Source organism: Pseudomonas cichorii (assembly GCF_018343775.1).
Taxonomy (GTDB): Bacteria; Pseudomonadota; Gammaproteobacteria; order Pseudomonadales; family Pseudomonadaceae; genus Aquipseudomonas; species Aquipseudomonas cichorii.
This window is the reverse complement of record NZ_CP074349.1, coordinates 5,793,186-5,813,397: the sequence shown is the minus strand read 5'-3', so window position 1 is coordinate 5,813,397 and position 20,212 is coordinate 5,793,186. Positions and strand designations below refer to the sequence as shown.

The 20,212-nt window shown below is 49.4% G+C and carries 14 protein-coding genes, 1 tRNA gene and 1 pseudogene; 7 read left to right on the top strand and 9 right to left on the bottom strand.

The features are described from left to right. Positions 1-101 precede the first annotated feature (101 nt). The 5 genes and pseudogenes from aguB to KGD89_RS25125 all read left to right on the top strand — a co-directional run bounded on the left by aguB (position 102) and on the right by KGD89_RS25125 (position 6,145). Positions 102-980: an N-carbamoylputrescine amidase gene (aguB, locus tag KGD89_RS25145; protein WP_025262492.1), complete on the top strand. Its 879-nt coding sequence runs from the start codon at positions 102-104 to the stop codon at positions 978-980. A 5-nt stretch (positions 981-985) separates the two neighbouring features. Next, complete coding sequence (gene aguA / locus KGD89_RS25140) at positions 986-2,098, top strand: agmatine deiminase (protein ID WP_025262491.1); 1,113 nt, start codon at positions 986-988, stop codon at positions 2,096-2,098. A gap of 633 nt (positions 2,099-2,731) precedes the next feature. Continuing rightward, positions 2,732-4,045 carry an OprD family porin gene (locus KGD89_RS25135; protein ID WP_025262489.1) on the top strand — a complete coding sequence of 438 codons (1,314 nt, stop codon included), beginning with the start codon at positions 2,732-2,734 and terminating at the stop codon, positions 4,043-4,045. 318 nt (positions 4,046-4,363) lie between these two features. After that, a pseudogene (locus KGD89_RS25130) lies at positions 4,364-4,822 on the top strand (ATP-binding protein); the annotation flags it as partial. Positions 4,823-5,368: 546 nt separating this feature from the next. After that, positions 5,369-6,145, top strand: coding sequence for a hypothetical protein (locus KGD89_RS25125; protein ID WP_051427758.1), 777 nt, complete (start codon positions 5,369-5,371; stop codon positions 6,143-6,145). A gap of 901 nt (positions 6,146-7,046) precedes the next feature. Here KGD89_RS25125 and KGD89_RS25120 read toward each other — a convergent pair. After that, a complete protein-coding gene (locus tag KGD89_RS25120) occupies positions 7,047-7,325 on the bottom strand; it encodes a DUF6124 family protein (protein ID WP_025262486.1) in 279 nt (92 codons plus the stop codon). 452 nt (positions 7,326-7,777) lie between these two features. On the opposite strand from KGD89_RS25120, the gene KGD89_RS25115 reads away from it, so the two are divergent. Further along, complete coding sequence (locus KGD89_RS25115; protein WP_025262485.1) at positions 7,778-8,014, top strand: CopG family ribbon-helix-helix protein; 237 nt, start codon at positions 7,778-7,780, stop codon at positions 8,012-8,014. A 421-nt stretch (positions 8,015-8,435) separates the two neighbouring features. Here the strand turns inward: KGD89_RS25115 and KGD89_RS25110 are convergent, their stop codons facing one another. The 8 genes from KGD89_RS25110 to KGD89_RS25075 all read right to left on the bottom strand — a co-directional run bounded on the left by KGD89_RS25110 (position 8,436) and on the right by KGD89_RS25075 (position 18,527). Then, complete coding sequence (locus KGD89_RS25110; RefSeq protein WP_143008726.1) at positions 8,436-9,068, bottom strand: hypothetical protein; 633 nt, start codon at positions 9,066-9,068, stop codon at positions 8,436-8,438. Positions 9,069-9,682: 614 nt separating this feature from the next. Then, on the bottom strand, positions 9,683-10,600 hold the full coding sequence (locus tag KGD89_RS25105) for a putative phage abortive infection protein (RefSeq protein ID WP_025262483.1): 918 nt from the start codon (positions 10,598-10,600) through the stop codon (positions 9,683-9,685). 220 nt (positions 10,601-10,820) lie between these two features. After that, positions 10,821-11,375, bottom strand: coding sequence for a hypothetical protein (locus tag KGD89_RS25100; protein WP_025262482.1), 555 nt, complete (start codon positions 11,373-11,375; stop codon positions 10,821-10,823). Between the two features lie 1,025 nt (positions 11,376-12,400). Further along, positions 12,401-14,869 carry a DEAD/DEAH box helicase gene (locus tag KGD89_RS25095; protein WP_025262481.1) on the bottom strand — a complete coding sequence of 823 codons (2,469 nt, stop codon included), beginning with the start codon at positions 14,867-14,869 and terminating at the stop codon, positions 12,401-12,403. 1 nt (position 14,870) lies between these two features. Next, complete coding sequence (locus KGD89_RS25090) at positions 14,871-15,677, bottom strand: hypothetical protein (protein ID WP_236250099.1); 807 nt, start codon at positions 15,675-15,677, stop codon at positions 14,871-14,873. Next, positions 15,632-15,913, bottom strand: coding sequence for a hypothetical protein (locus KGD89_RS25085; RefSeq protein WP_025262479.1), 282 nt, complete (start codon positions 15,911-15,913; stop codon positions 15,632-15,634). The genes KGD89_RS25090 and KGD89_RS25085 overlap by 46 nt, the downstream gene beginning before the upstream one ends. 1,043 nt (positions 15,914-16,956) lie before the next feature. Continuing rightward, complete coding sequence (locus KGD89_RS25080; protein ID WP_025262478.1) at positions 16,957-18,279, bottom strand: tyrosine-type recombinase/integrase; 1,323 nt, start codon at positions 18,277-18,279, stop codon at positions 16,957-16,959. 172 nt (positions 18,280-18,451) lie between these two features. Beyond that, positions 18,452-18,527, bottom strand: a tRNA-Thr gene (locus KGD89_RS25075). Positions 18,528-19,189: 662 nt separating this feature from the next. Here KGD89_RS25075 and KGD89_RS25070 point away from each other — a divergent pair. Then, entirely contained in the window at positions 19,190-20,206 is a 1,017-nt protein-coding gene (locus KGD89_RS25070; RefSeq protein WP_025262477.1) for a J domain-containing protein, read from the top strand. Positions 20,207-20,212: the final 6 nt, after the last annotated feature.

The window sequence follows — 20,212 nt, the reverse complement described above, 5'->3', positions numbered from 1 at the left end:
CGGCAACTGTTTACTGATATCTGTGGGAGCGAATTCAATCGCCATTCGCGAATGAATTCGCTCCCACCGTTTTTACATGAGCCCGCCCAGGAGGCATTTCCATGAGCCGTATCGTCACCGTCGCTGCCACCCAGATGGCCTGTTCCTGGGATCTGGAAGCCAATATCGAAACCGCCGAAAAGCTGGTACGTGAGGCTGCTGCCAAAGGTGCGCAGATCATCCTGATCCAGGAACTGTTCGAGATGCCGTACTTCTGCCAGAAGCCCAACCCGGACTATCTGCAGTTGGCGACCAGCCTGGAATCCAACGTTGCCATCAAGCACTTCCAGAAGATCGCCAAGGAGCTGCAAGTGGTGCTGCCCATCAGCTTCTTCGAGCTGGCAGGGCGTGCGCGCTTCAATACCATCGCGATCATCGATGCGGATGGCACCAACCTGGGCATCTACCGCAAGAGCCACATCCCGGACGGCCCTGGCTATCACGAGAAGTATTACTTCAATCCGGGCGACACCGGCTTCAAGGTCTGGCAGACCCGTTACGCGAAAATCGGCGTGGGCATCTGCTGGGACCAGTGGTTCCCGGAGTGCGCCCGCAGCATGGCGTTGCAAGGCGCGGAAATCCTGTTCTACCCGACTGCCATCGGCAGCGAGCCGCATGACAAGACCATCAGCTCCCGCGATCACTGGCAGCGTGTGCAACAAGGCCATGCCGGCGCCAACCTGATGCCGCTGATTGCCAGCAACCGCATCGGCAACGAAGAGCAGGACGGTTACGACATTACGTTCTATGGCTCGTCATTCATCGCCAACCAGTTCGGTGAAAAAGTCGCCGAACTCGATGAAACCGAAGAAGGCGTGCTGGTCCACACTTTTGACCTGGACGAACTGGAGCATATCCGCAGCGCCTGGGGCTCGTTCCGTGACCGCCGTCCGAACCTGTACGGCGCGATCAAGACCCTCGATGGCTCGCTGGAGTCCTGATGGCCATGACGACGCTCAAGAGCACGCCCCGCGCTGACGGCTTCCACATGCCCGCCGAATGGGCACCGCAGACTCAGGTCTGGATGGTCTGGCCGGAGCGTCCCGACAACTGGCGCCTGGGCGGCAAGCCCGCGCAGGCTGCCCACGTTGCCATCGCCAAGGCGATTGCCCGTTTCGAGCCGGTCACGGTCGCGGTTTCGGCCAGGCAATATGACAATGCCCGTGCCCACCTGGACATGCCCAACATTCGCGTGGTGGAAATCAGCAATGACGACGCCTGGGTGCGCGATACCGGCCCGACCTTCGTCATCAACGACCACGGCGAAGTGCGCGGCGTGGACTGGGACTTCAACGCCTGGGGCGGTTTTGACGGCGGTCTGTATTCGCCCTGGAACCTGGACTCGCAACTGGCGAGCAAGGTCCTGGAAATCGAGCGTTGCCCGCGTTATGTGACCGAAGGTTTTGTGCTGGAAGGCGGCTCGATCCATGTCGATGGCGAAGGCACTCTCATTACCACTGAAGAATGCCTGCTCAATCGCAACCGTAACCCGAACCTTTCCCGCGAGCAGATAGAAGCGGTGCTCAGCGACAATCTGGCGGTGGACAAGGTCATCTGGCTGCCCGATGGCCTGTTCAACGACGAGACGGACGGGCATGTGGACAACTTCTGCTGCTACGTGCGCCCGGGTGAGGTGTTGCTGGCCTGGACCGATGATCCCAAAGACCCCAACTACACACGTTGTCACGCCGCGTTGAGTATTTTGGAAAACACCCGGGATGCCAAAGGGCGTGAAATCACCGTCCATAAAATGCCCATTCCTGGTCCTTTGTTCGCGACCGAAGAAGAATGCGCAGGTGTCGACAAGGTGCACGGCAGTCAGGAGCGCGACCCTTCGGTGCGTCTGGCGGGCTCTTATGTGAACTTCCTGATCGTCAACGGCGGCATCATTGCACCGAGTTTCGACGACCCGATGGACGAGACAGCCCGTGAAATCCTGCAGCGGCTGTTCCCGGAGCATGAGGTAGTGATGGCTCCGGGCCGTGAATTACTGCTGGGCGGAGGCAATATTCACTGTCTGACTCAGCAGCAACCTGCTCCACGGAAGGCATTTACGTAACATTTGCTTACATGCGTAACTGGCAAATGGTCCTGTTTTTGCTGCACTAAGCCTATCAACCGATAGGCTTTTTTTTGGGTAACGCTTTGTAGCAATTACCTTGAGTCTGGCCCGACGGTGGGTAAATAGCGGGAGGTTTTTTTCGTTCTTCTGTCACAAAGCGTCCGTAGATTTAGCCCCTCATGGCTCAAGAGGTTGTCATTATGAACGCAGGTATCAACCGGCATAATGCTCGTGGTTTGTCTGCTAGTAACGAGGCTCGTCAGATGATGGCGGATTGGTTAAGGACGACCAAACTCCCGAAACCCCGACCGGATGTGCGAGCAATGCTTCTGCAGCGATATCCGGCAGGTCTGTTCAACGATGCGGAACTAGAGGCTCTGTTGGGCGTACTGAAAGACTGATTATCGCGTAGGACCCTTCTAAGACGGCCATCTCCGTGTTTGACACCCCTCAAGCCTTGGGACTAGGATTCACGTCCCACCGCTTGTGGCTATAAGCCATGTACGTCCATCTGTAGTCCACTGCGATGATTTCGTTCGGTCTTCTATACTTTTGCCCAAAGTTAGAGTCCACGGTCAACCTTAGGGAAGCCGCCACGGCGCGTGTAAATCCGTAATGAAGGAAAATAAGATGTTTAATAAACGTATCGGTTTGCTCGCTCTGGGCATTATCAGCGCCAGCCAGGCAATGGCGCAGGGGCAAGCAGATTCCAAGGGCTTCATTGACGACAGCCACTTGACCATCAATCTGCGCAACGCTTACATCAACCGCGATTACAAGAACGAGGGTGACGACAAGGCTGAATGGGGCCAGGCGTTCATCGGTAACTTCACGTCCGGTTTCACCCAAGGCACTGTGGGTGTGGGCGTGGATGCATTCGGTCTGTACGGCATCCGTCTGGATGGTGGTAAAGGTCGTAGCGGCTCTGGCGGTATCGACTTCTTCAAACCAGGTAGCGATGGCGTTGACGCCAATGGCGACAATATTCCTACCTCATCGAACCACAACCTGACACGTGCTGGCGCAGCGGTAAAATTCCGCGTTTCCAACACTGTGCTCAAGTACGGCGATCAAATGCCTCAGCTGCCAGTGCTGAGCTACGATAACTCGCGCCTGTTACCGGAAAGTTACACCGGCACCATGATCACTTCCAAAGAGATCGAAGGCCTGGAAGTCGTTGCTGGTCGTTTCACTCAGGAAGCTCGCAAGAGTGCTGAAGGTCGCGACAGCGGTGGCTTGAAGAGCATCAACGTGTTCGGTGGTAGCTACAAGTTCACTGACGCATTCAGCGCAGCAGCTTATGCTTCCGACAACGAAGATGTCTTCAAGAAGCAGTACCTGAACCTGAACTACGTCTTCGCTCTGCCACAAGACCAGTCTCTGACTCTGGACTTCAACGGCTACAAGACCAAGCTGGACAAGGACTACTCGGCTGCTGCAGCCGCTGGCGCACGTGACAACAAGATCTGGAGCCTGGCGGCGACCTGGGCTGTGGGTATCCACTCCTTCACCCTGGCTCACCAACGCAGCAGCGGCGAGACTGCCTACAACTACGGCGGCTATAAAAATGCCGGTGGTTTCGGTGATGGCGGCAACACCATCTACCTGGCCAACTCCTACTGGTCTGACTTCAACGGTAAGGACGAGCGTTCGTGGCAAGTTGCCTACGGCGTCGACCTGTCCAGCCTGATCACTCCAGGCCTGAGCTACAAGACTGCCTACGTTCGCGGTGACAACATCGACGACGGCACTCCGGGCAGCGGCAACGGTACTGAGCGCGAGTTCTTCAACCAGCTGACTTACGTGGTACAGGGCGGCCCGGCCAAGGACTTATCCGTTCGCCTGCGTAGCTCGATCCTGCGTGTTTCCGCTGACGCTCAGGGTTACAACAGCGAAGGTAACGAAGTGCGTGTCTTTGTGGATTACCCAATCAACGTCTTCTAATGACGTGACTGTGTAACCGCTGTTCGAAAATGCCCCGCTCTCTGGATCGGGGCATTTTTTATGGGCGACTGTCAGGCATAGGCCGGGATGCTCAAGCTGTCAGGGCATAGGCTGACGGTGGTGTGGCAATACTTGATAATTTCTTTCTGAGACAGAGCACGGCAGGCGAAGGTTGACGCTGTCACTTTTCGGCCCTGAAACCGGGGCCGGATCAACTAGAACATGGATGGTAAAAAATCAGGACGTCGAGCAGCGGCTGCTGAATCATCTGGGCAACATCAAAAATGTTGCTCAACGCTTGAGAGGTCAGGATGAATAAGACACCCGCAGGCACGGGGGCGGGCTGTTTGTTATAGCAGCAAGAACGCCGATGAATATTAGAATTTGCAACACTTTGCTGGTCCTATGGCTGAAGTGATTGAGCAACTGTTCACGTTCATCAGGCGTAATACGCCATCGAGAGCGCGCTTCAGCAATGACCGCACCCAGCGTGAAGATATTCCCCTGTACCCCGAAGTGGCGATTCGTGAAGGCATCGTCAATGCTTTTGCCCACCGCGACTACAGCAGTTTCTCCGGGGGCATCAAAGTGGAAATAAGCCCGGCACAGGTAAAGATCTGGAATTCGGGGACGCTACCTGAGGGGGTCAGTGCAGATCAATTGCAACACGGGCATATTTCAGTGCTGCGCAACCCGGACATTGCCCATATTCTTTACCTGCTCGGTTATATGGAAAAGCTCGGGCGCGGCAGCGTATTGATCTGTCAGGCATGTGAAAGTGTCAGTCATTTATTCCTTCATTTTAAATCTGGCTCGATAGCAATCGTTATAAAGTTCTTCATCATTAATATAAGTGATAAGAATTTTTACACGTGCGGCTGCGAACGGCTTTCTGTGACCAGGGTCATACGCTGCTCGTGATGGTTTTTCAGTTTGCCTCACGTTCAAACGTGTTCTTTCAGCAACGTGCCCTTGGCACAGTGTTGCGCCCAAGGCGTGGAGCACCTGTGCCCGAATCAGGCCGTTTGAAAAATGAAGCTGTTAATTTGTTTTCAAAGGATTTAAAGTACTTACGCAGAGGTAAGTATGGGTAAAAAGCTAAAGAGTGAGACAAGCTTTGTAAGAAAATATTTCAGATAAAGGCAGTTGATAAAGAAAATAAAAAACTTCCAATTACTCATCGGTAGGCAATAAAAATCAAGAAGTATTTTTCAAACTATTCAATATAGAATATTCATTACACTTTTAATTTCTGTTCATTATTCTTCGGCAAGGATCTGGCTTTCTCATGGATTAAGGTCTCCTTGGCCGAGGTAATTACAAATGGACAAACGAACTGCTAACCCGCTTTATTTAGTCATCCCCTTGATAGCGGGAGCAGTGGCACTGATTGCCAGTGAGCCTGTGTTGGCAGACCCACGTGAGCTGCGCATCGATTTGCCCGATCCACTCCCTCACGTACGAGTGCTGACCGTTCTGGTAGGCCTGCACCTTCTCGGCCTGTGCTTCGGCCTGGGCGGCGCGACCATGCTGGATTACTGGATCCTTCGCTGGATGCGCAAAGGCAGTCTTCCGGTTGAAATCAAGAGTACCTTCACCTTCATCAGCACCGTGGTCGCCATAGGCCTCGGCCTGCTGTGGCTTTCCGGCCTGGGATTCCTCGCCCTTTACGGCCTGGAGTCTCCGGAAAAACTCAGCAACCCCAAGCTCTGGGCAAAGGTATGCATAGTCTCGGCCCTGACCCTCAACGGCATGCTTATCCACGTATTCGTATTGCCCGTCGTGTTGCGCGACATGAGCCAACCGATTCTGGATGGCGTTTCGCGTAGCCGCATCGCCATATTCCTGGCTTCAGGCGCTCTTTCCGCGATCTCCTGGTACACCGCGTTTGCACTCGGCATCTTTCGCGAACTGAACAATAGCGTTTCTTTCAGCCTGCTGATCGCACTGTGGCTGACCCTGACCGTTGCTGCATCACTGGCTGCCAGCCTGCTCTGGATGCAGCTTCGTGATGCGCGCAAGAGGAGGTCGCCAGGTACGAGCGCTGTTGCGGTTGATGCAATTGACGAGGCCAAGGCTGAGAGGGTTGTTGTTTCTTGATTGGTTGGGCTGCCACCCTCTGCCGTCAATTGTCGTCTGGGTTGGCAGGTATGGGCTAGAAAAGCCCTGCCAGAAAAAGCCTACGAAACAACAAGACACATACGCTGATTGCGTGGGCGTGGTCCGACTATTAGATTGCAGCCCTGCCGCTAGCCTAGTCTCGCCACAGTCAATCCTGTGGCCGGGTGTCGCAACCTGATGTGTGTCTGAGGCGCGGTTTCGTGCCATAGCTCTCTAGCTGGCGCTTCCAGTGTCCAGTTAGCGTATTTCTATGGCGGACCGTGCGGGGCAGGCTTCGGTCTGGCCGGTTTCCTCAGACGCCGGTTTGCGACCCTCGTACGGTCTGCCACCCTTTATCCGTGTCGCAACGGTGGATGGCAGTTCCTTAATCCGTCTGAGGAAAGGATGATGGCTTACCCCCCTTTTACACCCGCGCACCGCCCGCTACATCAGACCTTATTGCATTTCGATCACGGAGGCTCCCTCCATGATTGATCGCTCACTACTGTCCCGCCTTCCACCCCACGACCTGATCAGATTGGCGTCTCTCAAGCCTGATGAAGCTGCGGCTCATTTTCGTGTTGCCGCCAGGCTCTGTCTGGACGGTGCCCGATGCGTGGCCTTTCATGATCAGGAACAGGAACGACTGGCTCATCGATTGATCACCGACGGTATAGCGCTCTATACCCTGGCTTTTCAGAGACTCAGTTTGTCGTCGCCCCGCACCATTAGGATTTCCACGACATGGCTGGCGGCGAATGACTCAGGTGAAGAGCTTAGATTATGAGGTAAAGGCTGTGATGCGACTTGGCACTTCGTATGGTGCTATGCGATAGCTGGGCAATGCTCACAAAAGCACCTGTTCTCTCAGCGTGAAAGACAGGTGCAGACAGCTCAGGGTTTATTGATTGTCCTGCTTACACTCCAAGCCCGCCACCGAAGCTTCAACCAGCGCTCGCGCTGCCTCTATCTGATGCACTACCGCCTGCGCCAATGGCCGGAATTCCTTTGTACTGTTATCTACCGTCTCGTAAGCAGTCGCCGCTGCGCAGAGCAGATATTCGGAAGCGAGCACTAAAGCATCCTCGATCTTGATACCGGGCTTTACATTGAAAAGGCCGATATTGAAATCGCGGGTCGTTGATTGAGCCTGAGGCGGATGTGGTGTGGATCTGATCATGTCGAATCTCCCTGATTGATTGAGCCGACACCCTCTGCTGTCAATCAGAATGGTGGCGACTGTACGCGGGTTGACAGACCAGGAATCAAGGAACCCGGCGCACACGAATGTGCCCCACGAACAGCCGCCATAACGCACCAGCGAACACAAGGTCTGCTGGCTGATTGCGGGTGTTGCGCCTCGATTTTACGGCCTGTCAAACCGGTCGCGTTGTTCCGCGACGCAGGGAGGTTAGGCCTTGATTTACGTGAGGCGCAAGACGGCCAAGAGGATATCCCTAAAGTTCAGAAGGGTCCTACAGCTTGATGGGGTTTATGGGGGAAGGTTGTTTCTGTTTGTTTGCCGTAGGGTAGTGTTCTACTTGTGATACACCATACTAGCGACGAGTTGCTAAACCCAGGCAATGTGGTCGGGTGTAAGATACCCAACAAACGCTTACCATCGAGGCCGCCATGACCGGGATTTCTCTGGACCTGCCGGAAGACCTTTCCAATTCGCTCTGCGAGCTGGCCAAAACGAATGGCCAAACCGTCAGCTATCTGGCGATGGATGTTCTTCGTGACTACATCGAGCACGAGCGGACTCTTACTGCACAGATTGAGTTGGCGGTAGAGGAAGCCGACCAAGGTAAATTCGCCACCGATGATCAGGTTGCGGCAATGCGTGCGCGCCGCTGGGGTAGGCGGTAGATGGAGTTGATACCGGCAACTGGCGATGTCGTGAGCAAGCGTCCTTCCACAGAAATTGTATCTAAACAAAAAAGGTCCACCTTTCGGTGAGCCTCTTGGGTACTTTATGGCACCAGGAGTCGAAGGTGTACATAAGCACTTGTTTTATAATGATTTAATTTTTTAGGTGAGATTCTATATCTCTAAAACTATCCTTTAGCATTCATTAGGTTTTACATAGTCGCAGGCAAAGCCAAGTTACGATCTATTTCCCTAGAGGCATGGCAGGATGTTGTGCTTGAGTAATAAGCGAGCGCCTTTCCAGCTATGCTAAGCAACAGCAAACGACCCGGCTACCGTTGCTTAAAGGCTGCCATCGGGCAGGCAAAAGCATAGCTCTTTGATATGCAGCTAATGAAGCAAGCGATAGTTGGCCCAATCATTATGGGCATACTTGAACTTTGCCTAGTAAATTCACGTTTATCACAACTTCAAACTCACATTCTTGCTTTGAGTAAAAAATAGCTGACTTGGAAATTGTGGACTGCAGGACTGCGCGGTTTTGGATGTTAAACCATGGTTGGTTTTGGTAGTGCGCATAAGCAAATTGCTCAGCTACATTTTTAGAGGTAGACCAAGACTGGCCATATTTTTGGATTATGTGTTCGTTCATGCCGCAGCCTCGGTAAATTTCAACAGTTTCCGCAAGGTTTGCGATGTCGTTAGGCTTTAGCTCTTTGGTTAAAAGTACTCTTGGGTACCATGCTTCGTTTTCTTGTCTAGTAAAGAGTTGGTGAAGCCCACCGTACGCAAAGCCAGCAAATGCATGCCGAATTGGATCGATGATAGCGTAAGCATGTTCATCTTCAAACAGGTGCTCGTAATTTAAGAAAATTCTCTGAATCTCTTCTTCGGCATTCTCTTTATTTAAAGAGGTGAAGAAACTCTCAGTCATTCTGTAAATATCGCCTGAGTGACTGTCGCAACCCAAACTGTTGATCTTCTCTGTCAAATCTTGGGTGTCTATGCACATCTCATTTATCATAAATTGATGCGCTTCTTGGCTGAGTGGCACAGGATCACCTTTATGCATAATAATAATTAAGCTAGCGAGAGGCAAAAGCGTAGCTTCTATCTATTCGATCGGCTAAATCAGCGGGGGGTGGGCGCGTTGTTAGGAGCCAGTGGCGCAGAACATACCGGCTAAATAAAAGGTTCCTACCACTACGCTGCTTAGTAATATGCCAATAGAGAAGGACATTAAGAGGACCCAGAATAGTATCCATGTGGCTTTGCCATATCCTGAGGAGTCTGTACCAAAGAGTGTTAGCGATTCAGTATTCATGTTGCGCAATTTTTGAGCGGTAAGACGGAAGTCAAGCAGACGTGTTACCACGGCTGCGCAGCTAGAAATAGATGCAACAAGCAGCGATAGGAAGGCGAGTAGAAATAGTACAGCCAATATCCCTGTGGGTTTGAATGAAGCATCACGCAGAAGAGAAAGGAGAAAGCCTAAACCTCCCACTGACAGTCCAGAAAACAAAGCGAGGGCGGTAGAGAGCTGGCTAATAGTTTGCCCTTGCCACCTTACGAAGCGCTCATTGCCCAACTGTGATACCTCCGGGGTCCCAAAAAATAAGCTAACAGGCAAACAAAAGCGTAGCTTCTGCGGGGCCAGTTAGCAACTGGTTATACTTTTTGCGAGCTAGTCCTGAACTGTGTGCGCCCGAATGCATTTTTTTCATAAAAATCCTTTGTTGAAACTAGTAGTACATGATCGCTTTCTTTGATTTTGAATGGCATGTGCTCAAGAAATGAGTAGCGCTCTATAAGTAACTTGAAATTCCAGTAGGTGTCGGAGTTGTCTGCGCAATAGCAGTTAATGGCTAGTAGCTGGGTTGCGTCATAGCTTAGAAACGATCTTACGATGTTGCTGTACATTTTTTCACTTGGTGCAAGTTTGCTATTGGCTAATGTTTCTTGGCTGAATTCTGAGCCAATACTTGCGTCAGGTACGTTTGTGGCTATAAATTTCAGTACTTGGTACAGGACTCTAAAATAGTGGCCGCAAATACCATTATATTTTTCTAACGCATTTTTCGCGTCTTGTAGATCGGAGTGATTCTCCGAAAATACAGAAAGCCTAACAATGTCTAAGTCTGATTGATCGTTTGTGTACTTTCCAGTTGGCGTGGATATTTTTTCGAGAGCTTTGTTGTGTTGGTCGAGCAACGAGAAAAAGGTGTTTTCAAACTGCTGTTTTGCTTGTGTGTCAGATTGTTTGTTTAGCGCTGCTTCGGTTTTTTCTTGCGCAGAGGCGGATCGCTCAAGCTCTATTCTGGTTGATTCAAGCTCTTTGCTTTGTAATACGATTGTTAGTAAAAGTGCAATCAGGCTTAAAAAACCAAATATGGGATTTAATGTGCCGCCGAGGAAATCTCCAAATGTTCCCCAATCTGAATTTTCATTGCTGAACCCGTTGTTGAACTCCATGAGATATAAGGAGAGTACAAAGCCGAAGAGGCCTGTTGCGATCCCCAATATCCAAGTTATCCATTTGAATAAATTTCGAGGGGTTATGCTCTCAAACTTTTTTTCTAGGTTCATTTTTTTGCGCTTCCTTGTGCGGCGTAACCTTTGGTTAATGGGCGCGGAAAAACGAGGTCAGACCACGATTTTCGATATTTAATTGAAAGCGTGGTCTGCCCCATATTCACAGTACAGTAATTGGGTCAAATGACCCTGTAAGGCAATCTTCATCGAAATATTATAGCGAGAGGTCGACACTAAAACGTTTTGGTTATGCAAAAACTCTCACCAATAGTAGTTAAACCCCGTTTACTCTTTTCTGATCCAAGATGGATATTATTTTTTCCGACAATTTCTTTTCTCTCGGGGATGAGATGAATTTTACAAAATCATCATTTTCATATGCGTGTAGATATTTTTCGGGGACTTCCGAGTCAAACAAAAACAGAAGCTGCTCTAGGTCTGGATGAGTTTCTTTCACTGTATTAAAATATTTTTTTGATGGCAGGCTGTAATTTCTTTTTACTTCAAGGCCTATTACGTGGCCGGAAAACTTTAGCAAAAAATCAACGCTATGATTTTTTGTATAACTAAACCCCTTATTTTTTTTCATATAAGTTTTTAATATTTGTTCCACCTTGCTTTCGAAGGCGTATTCTTTCTCGACAATTTTTTGTATTGCTTCGAGCTCGACTTTTCCGCTATATGATATTTTTTGCTCTTTTCCATTTGTATCTTTAACTATTAACTGTGTCATCTTGCCATCGAAGGTTTTTTTCAAGGCTTTTTTTGCCAAAATAGTAATAAGCGGGATGAGCAGCGCAACCGCTGTTGAAATAATAAGCTCATCCATTATAGTTTCTCCTTTGCCCACGTCATGATTAAACTAACCACGTATACGGCCCCACCAATTGCTAAGGGCATATCTAACACCCAAAGTTTTCTTATAGGTTGTTCGGTTGTTAGAAAGCAACTTCCAGCCCATAGAAACAAAAAAACAAAAACCAAAATCCATGTCAACCCTACGACCTGACTATCTCTGGTGGTCGTTAAAAAGCTATTAGGGTGACCTGGGATATTCATCTGTAGGACTTTTGGTTTAGTGAGTGGCATAAGAAAAGATAGTGCTGCAGCAGCTAGAGCGGGACCAGCAAATGAAGTGTTTTCTACCTTCATTATGTATTTCAAACCCCATTCGAAAGCTACAAGGATTAACGGAAATCCATACGTTATTAAAGAGTACATTATTTTCTTCGTGCTTATTCTGGTAGGGTTATGTATAGCTTATTTTTGTGAGAAGCGTGGGCACCTTCTCCTAGGTACGGATCAGCCAGACGATAGCTCAACGCCACCATATAGTCTACTGCCTGCTTATGGCCGATTGCGATTTTCAAGATTTTTAGCTCGATGGATCATACGTTGGCACATTTCTCGCTTGCCGTTGACATTTTGAGCTTTCCCTAAAGGAAATGTTGCGGAAGAGCCTCAAACCGATCGAGGCAAGGATGTAATTCCTCGTCAAAATGTTCAAACCCTAATAGCTCTGCTGCGCCTACAAATACCGGTCTCAAGGCGTACACGGGCGAAAAGGGGACTGATTTATTTTTTCTCTCTGTCCCGTCCTGAATAAGGTTTACACCTTCTGATCTGTTTTTCAGGAGGACGTAATTGAATCAGCTAAAAGGCGGAGTCAGCGCGACTACACGCAGACCTTTAAATTGTCGGTCGTCGATCAGGTCGAAAAAGGCGAGCTGAGTTATAAAGAGGCTCTGTACGAAACCCTGGAATAATCATAGTCGCCCGTGGCAATTGGGCCTCCAATTAAAAATTAGCAGGGACGACTTGAGAGAATTATTACATTCACGTAAAAATAAACCCCTATTGGATGTCTATGTATTTTCTTATTTCAAACTGAACAAGGTCATCTTGCGAGTTTACATAGTCAGCGAATTCGCTATTGAATTTAACCTCTCCAAGCTCACTTATTGAAATATTGCCTGTCTGCTTGTCACGCTCCAATTTATTCACCAAAGACCCACTAATGCCCATCTTGACGAATTCGGCATTTGTTTTTTTGTTGGTTCCGTAAATATGTAGATTGTACTCATTCTCAGTAATCAGTCTCAAGTCATGAAGGGCTTTCACGTATTCATTGAGTCTGTAAGAGACAAAGTCACTTTCTATCTTAATTTTCACTAGCGCCAAGTTCACCAATTCTTTGTCTGTTTTTTTTGATAGATCTATGTATACATTGCTGCCATGTACGCCGTCGGACCTGCTTTTGGCTATCTCGCCATAGGAACTTCCAATGAAAAACTCTTTTCCACTATCGATAAGTTTAATACTGTGGAAATACTTCACTGTGTCTGATAAGTGATCTTTAAGATTTAGGCGATGGAGATTTCTTGTGAATAGTTTGTAGAAATCTCTAGCTTTTGGGTGCTGAAGGCGAAGAAACGCGGCATCTGAAATCTGATTTTCAAGAGCCTTGATAAAATATAAATACACTTTGTCAATTACGTCGGATGTTATCCATTCCTCACTTGAGGAAATTGTACCTAGGCGTCTTTCAAGTAAGCCAAAGACTCTCTCAGGATTATAGTACACAGAAGAAATGCCTGACTCCATAAGCGTGTGCTTTACTTTGCTAGACTCGTCCCCATCACTGTGTATCAAGAAGTCCTCTTTGCTCTGGATATATTCAAATTGATTAACTTTCCTCTCTAGAGTCTCTATACCATCTTGATCTATATTTTCGCGCGCTATGTCTAAGTCTTTAATGACTTGGGTCAAGTCGAAATTCAGCAGTAGAGGGTTTTCTATGTTGTCTTTAAATATTCCATTTTTTAGAAGTCTTATTTTATTTTCCATCTTTCCACCCTTCCGATTAAACTGGTCTGAGTTTACGAAATGTATAGGTGGAAGAAGTTTGTCTAGAGATTTTCTGCTGTCATCGAACACATCGTTAAGTCTATTTACCCTGCCAATCAAGTTGGTTAATGATTTTCCATCCAGATCGTAAGTGTTTAGAATAAATAGGTTGTCGATTGGCAGGTTAACCCCCTCTAGAATTACTGAATTCGCAATCAGGTATTTTAGCTCTTTGGTTTGTGAAAACTTGTGCTCCAAATATTCTTTTACTAAATCCGGGAGCTTTCCATGCAAATAAATCATCCCCTTTTTTATATGCTCTACGCAATAGAAGTCACTATGAACGTTGTTTGAAATGGTCTGAGATAAATCGCCGAGCACACTTGAGCCAATATATGGTAGCTCCTTGCTTATAAGCATGGAAAGCTCTTCAACTTTCTTCGGTGCTCTGAGGTACAGGAAGTTCTTCTCTTTCTTGTTTTTTATTATGTAGTCTACGAAGCTCGACTCATTCCCTAAGCGATAAAACTCATTCATGAATCTATTGTAGGCGTGCTGTTCTCCATTTGATTTATATTCATAGATTTCTGGTTCTTTAATATTGCTTGCTATGCGCCGTTCAAAAAATTCCTGATTTTCATCAGTTTTAAGATTTTCTGTTTCAGATACCAAGGGTGATAAATAATAGTTTGTCGACTCCGGATTTCTAAGCCTATTCCTACGTATTAGCCTTGTTAGCAGAATACTTCTTCCATCCATTTCAAATAAGTTGTGGGCTTCATCAATTATCAGCAGTTCAAAAGATATATCTTTGTTTTTTAAGAGCCTGAGAGCACGCTCTTGAGTGAATATGGAAATAAAATTTCCTGCCCCATCATACATTTCATCATGAAATATAATGTGGCGGAGCGGGAAATTAGCTTTGATTAACTTGTAAGTTTGTATAAGGAGTGATTTGGTTGGTACGATGATCGCTGTTCTCTTGGGATTCCTTGCTTTTATTATATCTATAATTAATGTGCTTTTTCCAAAAGAGGTCGGCGCGATGTAACAGTTCTCCTTGCTACTGCTGTTAATTATTTGCTCTCGATATTTTTTTTGCTCGTAGGTTTCAGTTATGTGTTTGTTTAGAAATTTTTCCAACTGGTACTCTAAAGTGAAGTTTGTGCTTGTTGAATTCTCGGTTAATTTATTTTTTGATATGTACTGCGCTACCGGGTAGATCCCAAAATTTGAGCTTGCATCTAGTAGTGGTTGATAATAATTGTTATTAATCGCGCATTTCAAGGTTATATAGTATGCAATCTCAAAGTAGGGGGATCTTCTCTTGTCGCCACTGTATTCGTTAAAAAATACAATTGCACAGCTTAGGATGAACTCCAGCTCTCTATTGTCAAGCTGGATGTTTAGAGATGTCTTCCTCATAACTTCTGAAAATAATTTGTTGCTCTTGAGCCAAGTCAGGCTAATTGCCATTTTACTTCTCCAGGTATTCAACAAAGCTATTTAGGCTAGATTTTGTCAAGCACATAGCTTTAATCGTTTTTCCGTCAAAGCTTAATACGAAGCTGTTATCATTTAAGATTTCAGCGCTCGCTGTTGAGTCCCACGCGCCATTTAGGAATATCGTTGAACATGTGATGATATTGAATTCGGTTATCTTGTTAAAGGTTCCTTGGTCAAACATATCCTGAAGATTTTTAATTTTCTTTCTGATTGATTTTTCCGTTCCTACATCTATATGGGAGGCATGGTTGTAGGCATTCTTCCATGGGTTGTTTTTACCTTTCTCACTTTTCCCAGAAACGTACTTTTCTAAATCGGAGTAGGCATGTTTAAGCTTATCTTTGTGACTGATTCTTTTACTGGATATAGAACCGGATTTACTTTCAAGTAGATAGGTTTCAGAGTCTTTAGAGAAAAAACCATCAAACCCTTTTTTTATTGATCCTTCTTCTAGATTAAAGAATAGGAATTCCTGTTTGTAACCAATCATTTTTAAGTATAAATGAGCAAAAAGCTCCGCGGCTGCTCCCATTCGAGTATTGGTATCTTTATCTTCCAGAAATTTTCTCAGCCTTATTTTAACTAGGTCTAGCTCGCTGTCAGAGCTGCCCTCACATATCGATACCAAAAAATCATCAAGATATTTAGTTATTTTGGTATCCAACGATTCTATATTGATGACATGTAGTTCGTGTGTGGAAGATATTAGCTTTATTTCAACTGGAAGCATTTTTATAGCCCAGGTTTTTTCGCTTGGTAATAGGGGGGACGCTGCCATGGCCAGGCCTCTCCAACAAATCGGTGGATCTGCGTGGTGCTGCCTAACGTATTTAGAGTGAGATTGTGCAGCTGGAGATAGATGTGCTTGCCCGGCTTCCGGGCGAGCAGTCGCACCGAAAGTTCACCGTGATAGCCTTGGCTTAGCGGCCGCTTGAGCCGAGCGAGAAAAAATGCGTCCGGAAAAATCCAGTTCGGCATGCCCCAGATCTGGGCGATGATAGGGGTGAAGTCCATTTTTCAACCTCTCCAGAAATCCTTATCCACCCGCATCTTACCGAAATTTCGAGTAATGGCACGATAGTATTGCGCGATGCTGAGAAGGTGTGTGGTCGCGTTGAGATTTAGCCCCGTCTACCGACCAATGCCATGATCAAACTCCTCTCGAAGCGAAACCTTTAAAACCATCCCCACGTCATCCCGCCATGGATGTTGAGTGTTATCAGGGATCGAGGCCCCTGCGACCTGTGAGGGTTGTCCACTAACGCTGGACTCGCGGCTCCTTACGACCAAGAGCTTGGGCATCTCATGATCTGGCCTCCTGAGCACTTCCGAGGAAGTGGGCGGGTAGAGGCTGCACTGGCTGACGAGACCAACGCCGCGAGATCCTGAGTCGGGTGAAGGCAGTGATGCGATGACAGGGGCATGCCTGACTGTCAGTCAGGTGCAGTCCATTCCCTGGGCTGCGGCACCATCATCTGCGTCGCTGTTGCTGGTGACTTCGGTGTTTGTCACGCCGATTGTCACGAGGGGAAATGCCGCAATGCCTTGTACGAGTTGGGCTGCAGCAGCGGTAGGAGCGCCCGTCTCTTTCCGGAAGAAAGAGACGGGCGCAGGTTGGCGCAATGAATGGCCAAGCGGATAGGTTGCTGCAGGGCAGCTATGAAAGGGGGTGAGTTGCCGCAGTGGGCACACTGGTAAAAGTAGGCATCCATCACATCGCTGTGACCGTGCGAGCCGCCGGACGCTAATCGCACTTTGGGAGAACCACCACCGTGTGGCGTAGCCTTAAAGGTTCTGGCTACCTGGGTTGCTGTCAACGACAGCGCTTTGCCCGATCTTTTCTACGCCTGTGGATAATTCGGGTCAAGGCTCGAATTTTCGGGAGTTTTGCGGCTGTGGATGAAATTATCCACCGGTGGAAATCAGTGGTTTTCCACAGACAGTTACGTGGGCTTTAGATTTTTTAAGTGAGGTCCATCCAAGCAGGGCGGCTTTGCAGCCCTGTTTGGATGGACCCGCGTGGACAAGCGGACCACTGATATATGTAGACCGAGCACTTACTCAGTTGCGCCACGTTTTGCTTTTAGGCGAGTGACGTTCGCTCCGGTCTGGTTCGCGAATTCGTGTGGAGTGAGATGCTCCTGCCGGTTGGTCTCCAGATACCGGCTCCACCAATTCATGATTAGCCTGCGCTCCTCAATGAACTCGGCCTTGTGGATGTAAGCGGCGCGGACGTTGTTGCGCTCCTTGTGGCTCATCTGCCGTTCAATGGCTGTCTCCGACCACAATCCTGACTCGATCAGTGCGCTGCAGGCCATCGAACGAAATCCATGCCCGCAGATATCGATTTTGGTGTCGTATCCCATCGTCCGAAGCGCGTTGTTCACGGTATTTTCGGACATGGGCTTCCAGGGATTGGCATCCCCTGCGAAGACCAATGCGAATTTGCCTGTGAGTGCATGGATTTTTTCGAGTAGCGCCACTGCTTGCGGCGATAAGGGTACTAAATGGATATCCCCTGCCATCTTCGTACCCCTTGTGGAAAAGGGTACTCCCTCCAACGCGGGTCGAGTGTCCGGTATCTCCCAGGTGCCGCGCTTGAGGTCGAACTCGCTCCAGCGGGCGAAACGCAGTTCGCTGGATCGTACAAACACATGCAGCGATAGCATCACTGTCAGACGGGTAAGTGCGCGGCCTTTATAGGTGTCGATCCGCTCCTGTAGTTCCGGCAGTCGCGATAAGGGTAGAGCGGGGCGATGTACCACCCGCGGGGCTTTGATCGAGCCTTCGAGGTCGTAAGCAGGGTTGGCGGTGATAAGCCGGAGGCGTTTTGCCTCGCGCATGATGCTCTGCAGGTAGTTTTGTACCCTTAAAGCAACGTCGATCGTTCCGCGCTTCTTGATCGCTTCCAAGGGCTGCATAAGGTCATGGGTGTCGAGATCAACAATGGCGCGGGCGCCGATCAGCGGGAACACGTGGGTTTTGAGGCGGCTCATCACAGTCTTGGAATGGCCTGGTGCCCACTTGGCCGACCTTTCCGTATGCCAGTCGAGCGCAACGCTTTCAAAGGTTCTGCCTTTGATTACGGCTTCCGCCTTAGCTTGGTGCTTGGTCTCTATAGGATCAACGCCATCTGCCAGCATTCGCTTGACTTCCAAGCGCTTGCGGCGCGCATCGGCGAGGCCAATGACGGGGTAGTTACCGAACGAGGTCAGTCCTTCCCGTCCGTCAGGTTTGACGTAACGGAGCCGCCAGCCTTTGCGGCCATTGGGTTGGACTAGAAGATAGAGGCCATCGCCGTCGAAAAGCTTGTAGGCGCGGTCTGTTGGCTTGGCTAAACGGCAAGCTGCGTCTGAGAGCGGAGCTGTGGTGCGCGACATAAGGGTACTCCCTTTTATCGAAGTGACCTGTATCCCAAACTCTACCCTTAAAACGGTTGGAATCCACCAGTTTCTGACGGAAACCGATGGAACCCAAAAACGAAAAAACCCGCCAGAAGGCGGGTTTTTCGGGGGTTCCAGAGATTTTGAAAGCCTTCTCTGGAACCTTGTATGGTGCCGGCACCAGGAGTCGAACCCGGGACCTACTGATTACAAGTCAGTTGCTCTACCAACTGAGCTATACCGGCGTAATGGGCTGCGAGTATATAGAGTCTGTTGCGCTTGTAAAGCCTAGCTGTCTGATTCGGTTGAAAAAAACCGAGGAGTGGTGCGGCCTGTGGTCTGAATGCAGGATTGCTGCACGTCGATGCGTAGGGGATTTCTCTGGTTGCTGGGCGATGGGGCTGGAGGGTGGTGTTGAAAGCAGGGCGGTTGGGCGTTGTTTTGGGTACCTGGAGTGGGGGCTGATGCTTGCCGGGGATTCGGACGTTTTGAGTGGGCCTTTTGAATCAGGGACTTGAGTGGTGATGGCAATCCGCAATGGTTTTTCTCTTGGGGCAGCTATTGGCTATTTGCCCCCATTTGCGAGGCTGCAGGTGCTTGCATAAGCTTGGTTTCAACGGCCCGGACCACTGGCAACACGGAAAGGGTTGTTGGCTTTTCAGCTGACAGGACAAGGATTGTCATGAGTATTCGAGGGATCGAGACCTTGCCACGGTGTGCAGTAAACCGCTGGTCGGGGGTTGTCTGAAAAGTTGTCATTTTTAATCTGAACGCATGCTTCAAAAAATGCCCGGGTCCAAGGATCCGGGCATTTCAGTTTGTCTGCGGGTCATGTGGACTGATGTAAGAGCAAATCTTGCCGATATAGAGCTTGTTAAATGGCATGTCGCCATGGATTGCAAGACATATGCAGAGAACTCTTACTCATTACGAGCAGCTCAAGGTCGCTCGCGATGCCACGCCTGAGCAGATCAAGCAAGCCTATCGCAGGCTGGCGCAGCAGTTGCACCCGGACAGGAATCCGGCGCCAGACGCTTCAGACCGGATGGGCATTCTCAATGCCTCTCATGATGTGCTCGCAGATGCTCAGAAGCGTGCGGCCTACGATGCGCAGCTCGCGTATGAGGAGCAAAGAGCCCAAGAGGCCTATCTGCGCAGCCGGCAGTTGCAAACGGCCGGTGCGCGCGCCGCCAGTGCTTATGCGGCGGCTGCGCCTGCCACGCGGCCTGCGCAACCTCGTGCGGCGCAGGCGAATGCTGCTCCGCAGTCTCCCGGGCCATCCTCAAGAGCGTCGCGTCGCAAGCGTCGGCGCAGTGTGTTGCGCTGGGCGCTGGTGTTCATGATCTTTTGCGGGGCCGGTGTCTGGATGGGTTATGACCCGAATGCAGGCAAGGCCTATGTGCCGACCGAGTCCTTGCCGGTTGCTCATACCTGGGTCAAGCCTGCGCCCGTACATGCACCCGCAGAGGCGCCAATAGGGAATCCGATCAAGCTGGTGGACCCGGCCCAGCCCGAGTGCGTGATTCCGGATCTCGACCCCATGGGCGCTCCATGGCCGCAGAAGGCGGGCTATTTGAAGGACATGCCGCTGCGCAAGGACAACGGCTGGTCGCAGATCATCATCGACAATACGGGCGGTGAGTCAGCGGTTTACGCCAAGGTCACCGATGCAGTTGGCCGCAATGCCTTTCGGCATGCGTTCATTCCGGCCGGAGCGGTGTTCGCTTTTTCCAAGATGGATGCCGGCCTGTACCTGCTCAAGTACAAGATGCTCAATACCGGCTGTGCGTTCGCCTCCAACCGGATTCTGCTCGAAGAAACGCCCATGGGCAGTCAGGTCAAATCCAGTGTCTACAAGCTGACATTGCGCAAGCTACAGAACCGCAACTCGCAGTTCTCCAACCTGAAAAACGATCAGTTTTGACGCTTT

Coding starts and splice junctions, on each gene's coding strand:
- KGD89_RS25090 (WP_236250099.1), bottom strand. CDS start 15,677: ATGGCAGCGTCCCCCCTATTACCAAGCGAAAAAACCTGGGCTATAAAA.
- aguB (WP_025262492.1), top strand. CDS start 102: ATGAGCCGTATCGTCACCGTCGCTGCCACCCAGATGGCCTGTTCCTGG.
- KGD89_RS25080 (WP_025262478.1), bottom strand. CDS start 18,279: ATGTCGCGCACCACAGCTCCGCTCTCAGACGCAGCTTGCCGTTTAGCC.
- KGD89_RS25070 (WP_025262477.1), top strand. CDS start 19,190: ATGCAGAGAACTCTTACTCATTACGAGCAGCTCAAGGTCGCTCGCGAT.
- KGD89_RS25100 (WP_025262482.1), bottom strand. CDS start 11,375: ATGGATGAGCTTATTATTTCAACAGCGGTTGCGCTGCTCATCCCGCTT.
- KGD89_RS25085 (WP_025262479.1), bottom strand. CDS start 15,913: ATGGACTTCACCCCTATCATCGCCCAGATCTGGGGCATGCCGAACTGG.
- KGD89_RS25105 (WP_025262483.1), bottom strand. CDS start 10,600: ATGAACCTAGAAAAAAAGTTTGAGAGCATAACCCCTCGAAATTTATTC.
- KGD89_RS25135 (WP_025262489.1), top strand. CDS start 2,732: ATGTTTAATAAACGTATCGGTTTGCTCGCTCTGGGCATTATCAGCGCC.
- aguA (WP_025262491.1), top strand. CDS start 986: ATGACGACGCTCAAGAGCACGCCCCGCGCTGACGGCTTCCACATGCCC.
- KGD89_RS25125 (WP_051427758.1), top strand. CDS start 5,369: ATGGACAAACGAACTGCTAACCCGCTTTATTTAGTCATCCCCTTGATA.
- KGD89_RS25120 (WP_025262486.1), bottom strand. CDS start 7,325: ATGATCAGATCCACACCACATCCGCCTCAGGCTCAATCAACGACCCGC.
- KGD89_RS25115 (WP_025262485.1), top strand. CDS start 7,778: ATGACCGGGATTTCTCTGGACCTGCCGGAAGACCTTTCCAATTCGCTC.
- KGD89_RS25095 (WP_025262481.1), bottom strand. CDS start 14,869: ATGGCAATTAGCCTGACTTGGCTCAAGAGCAACAAATTATTTTCAGAA.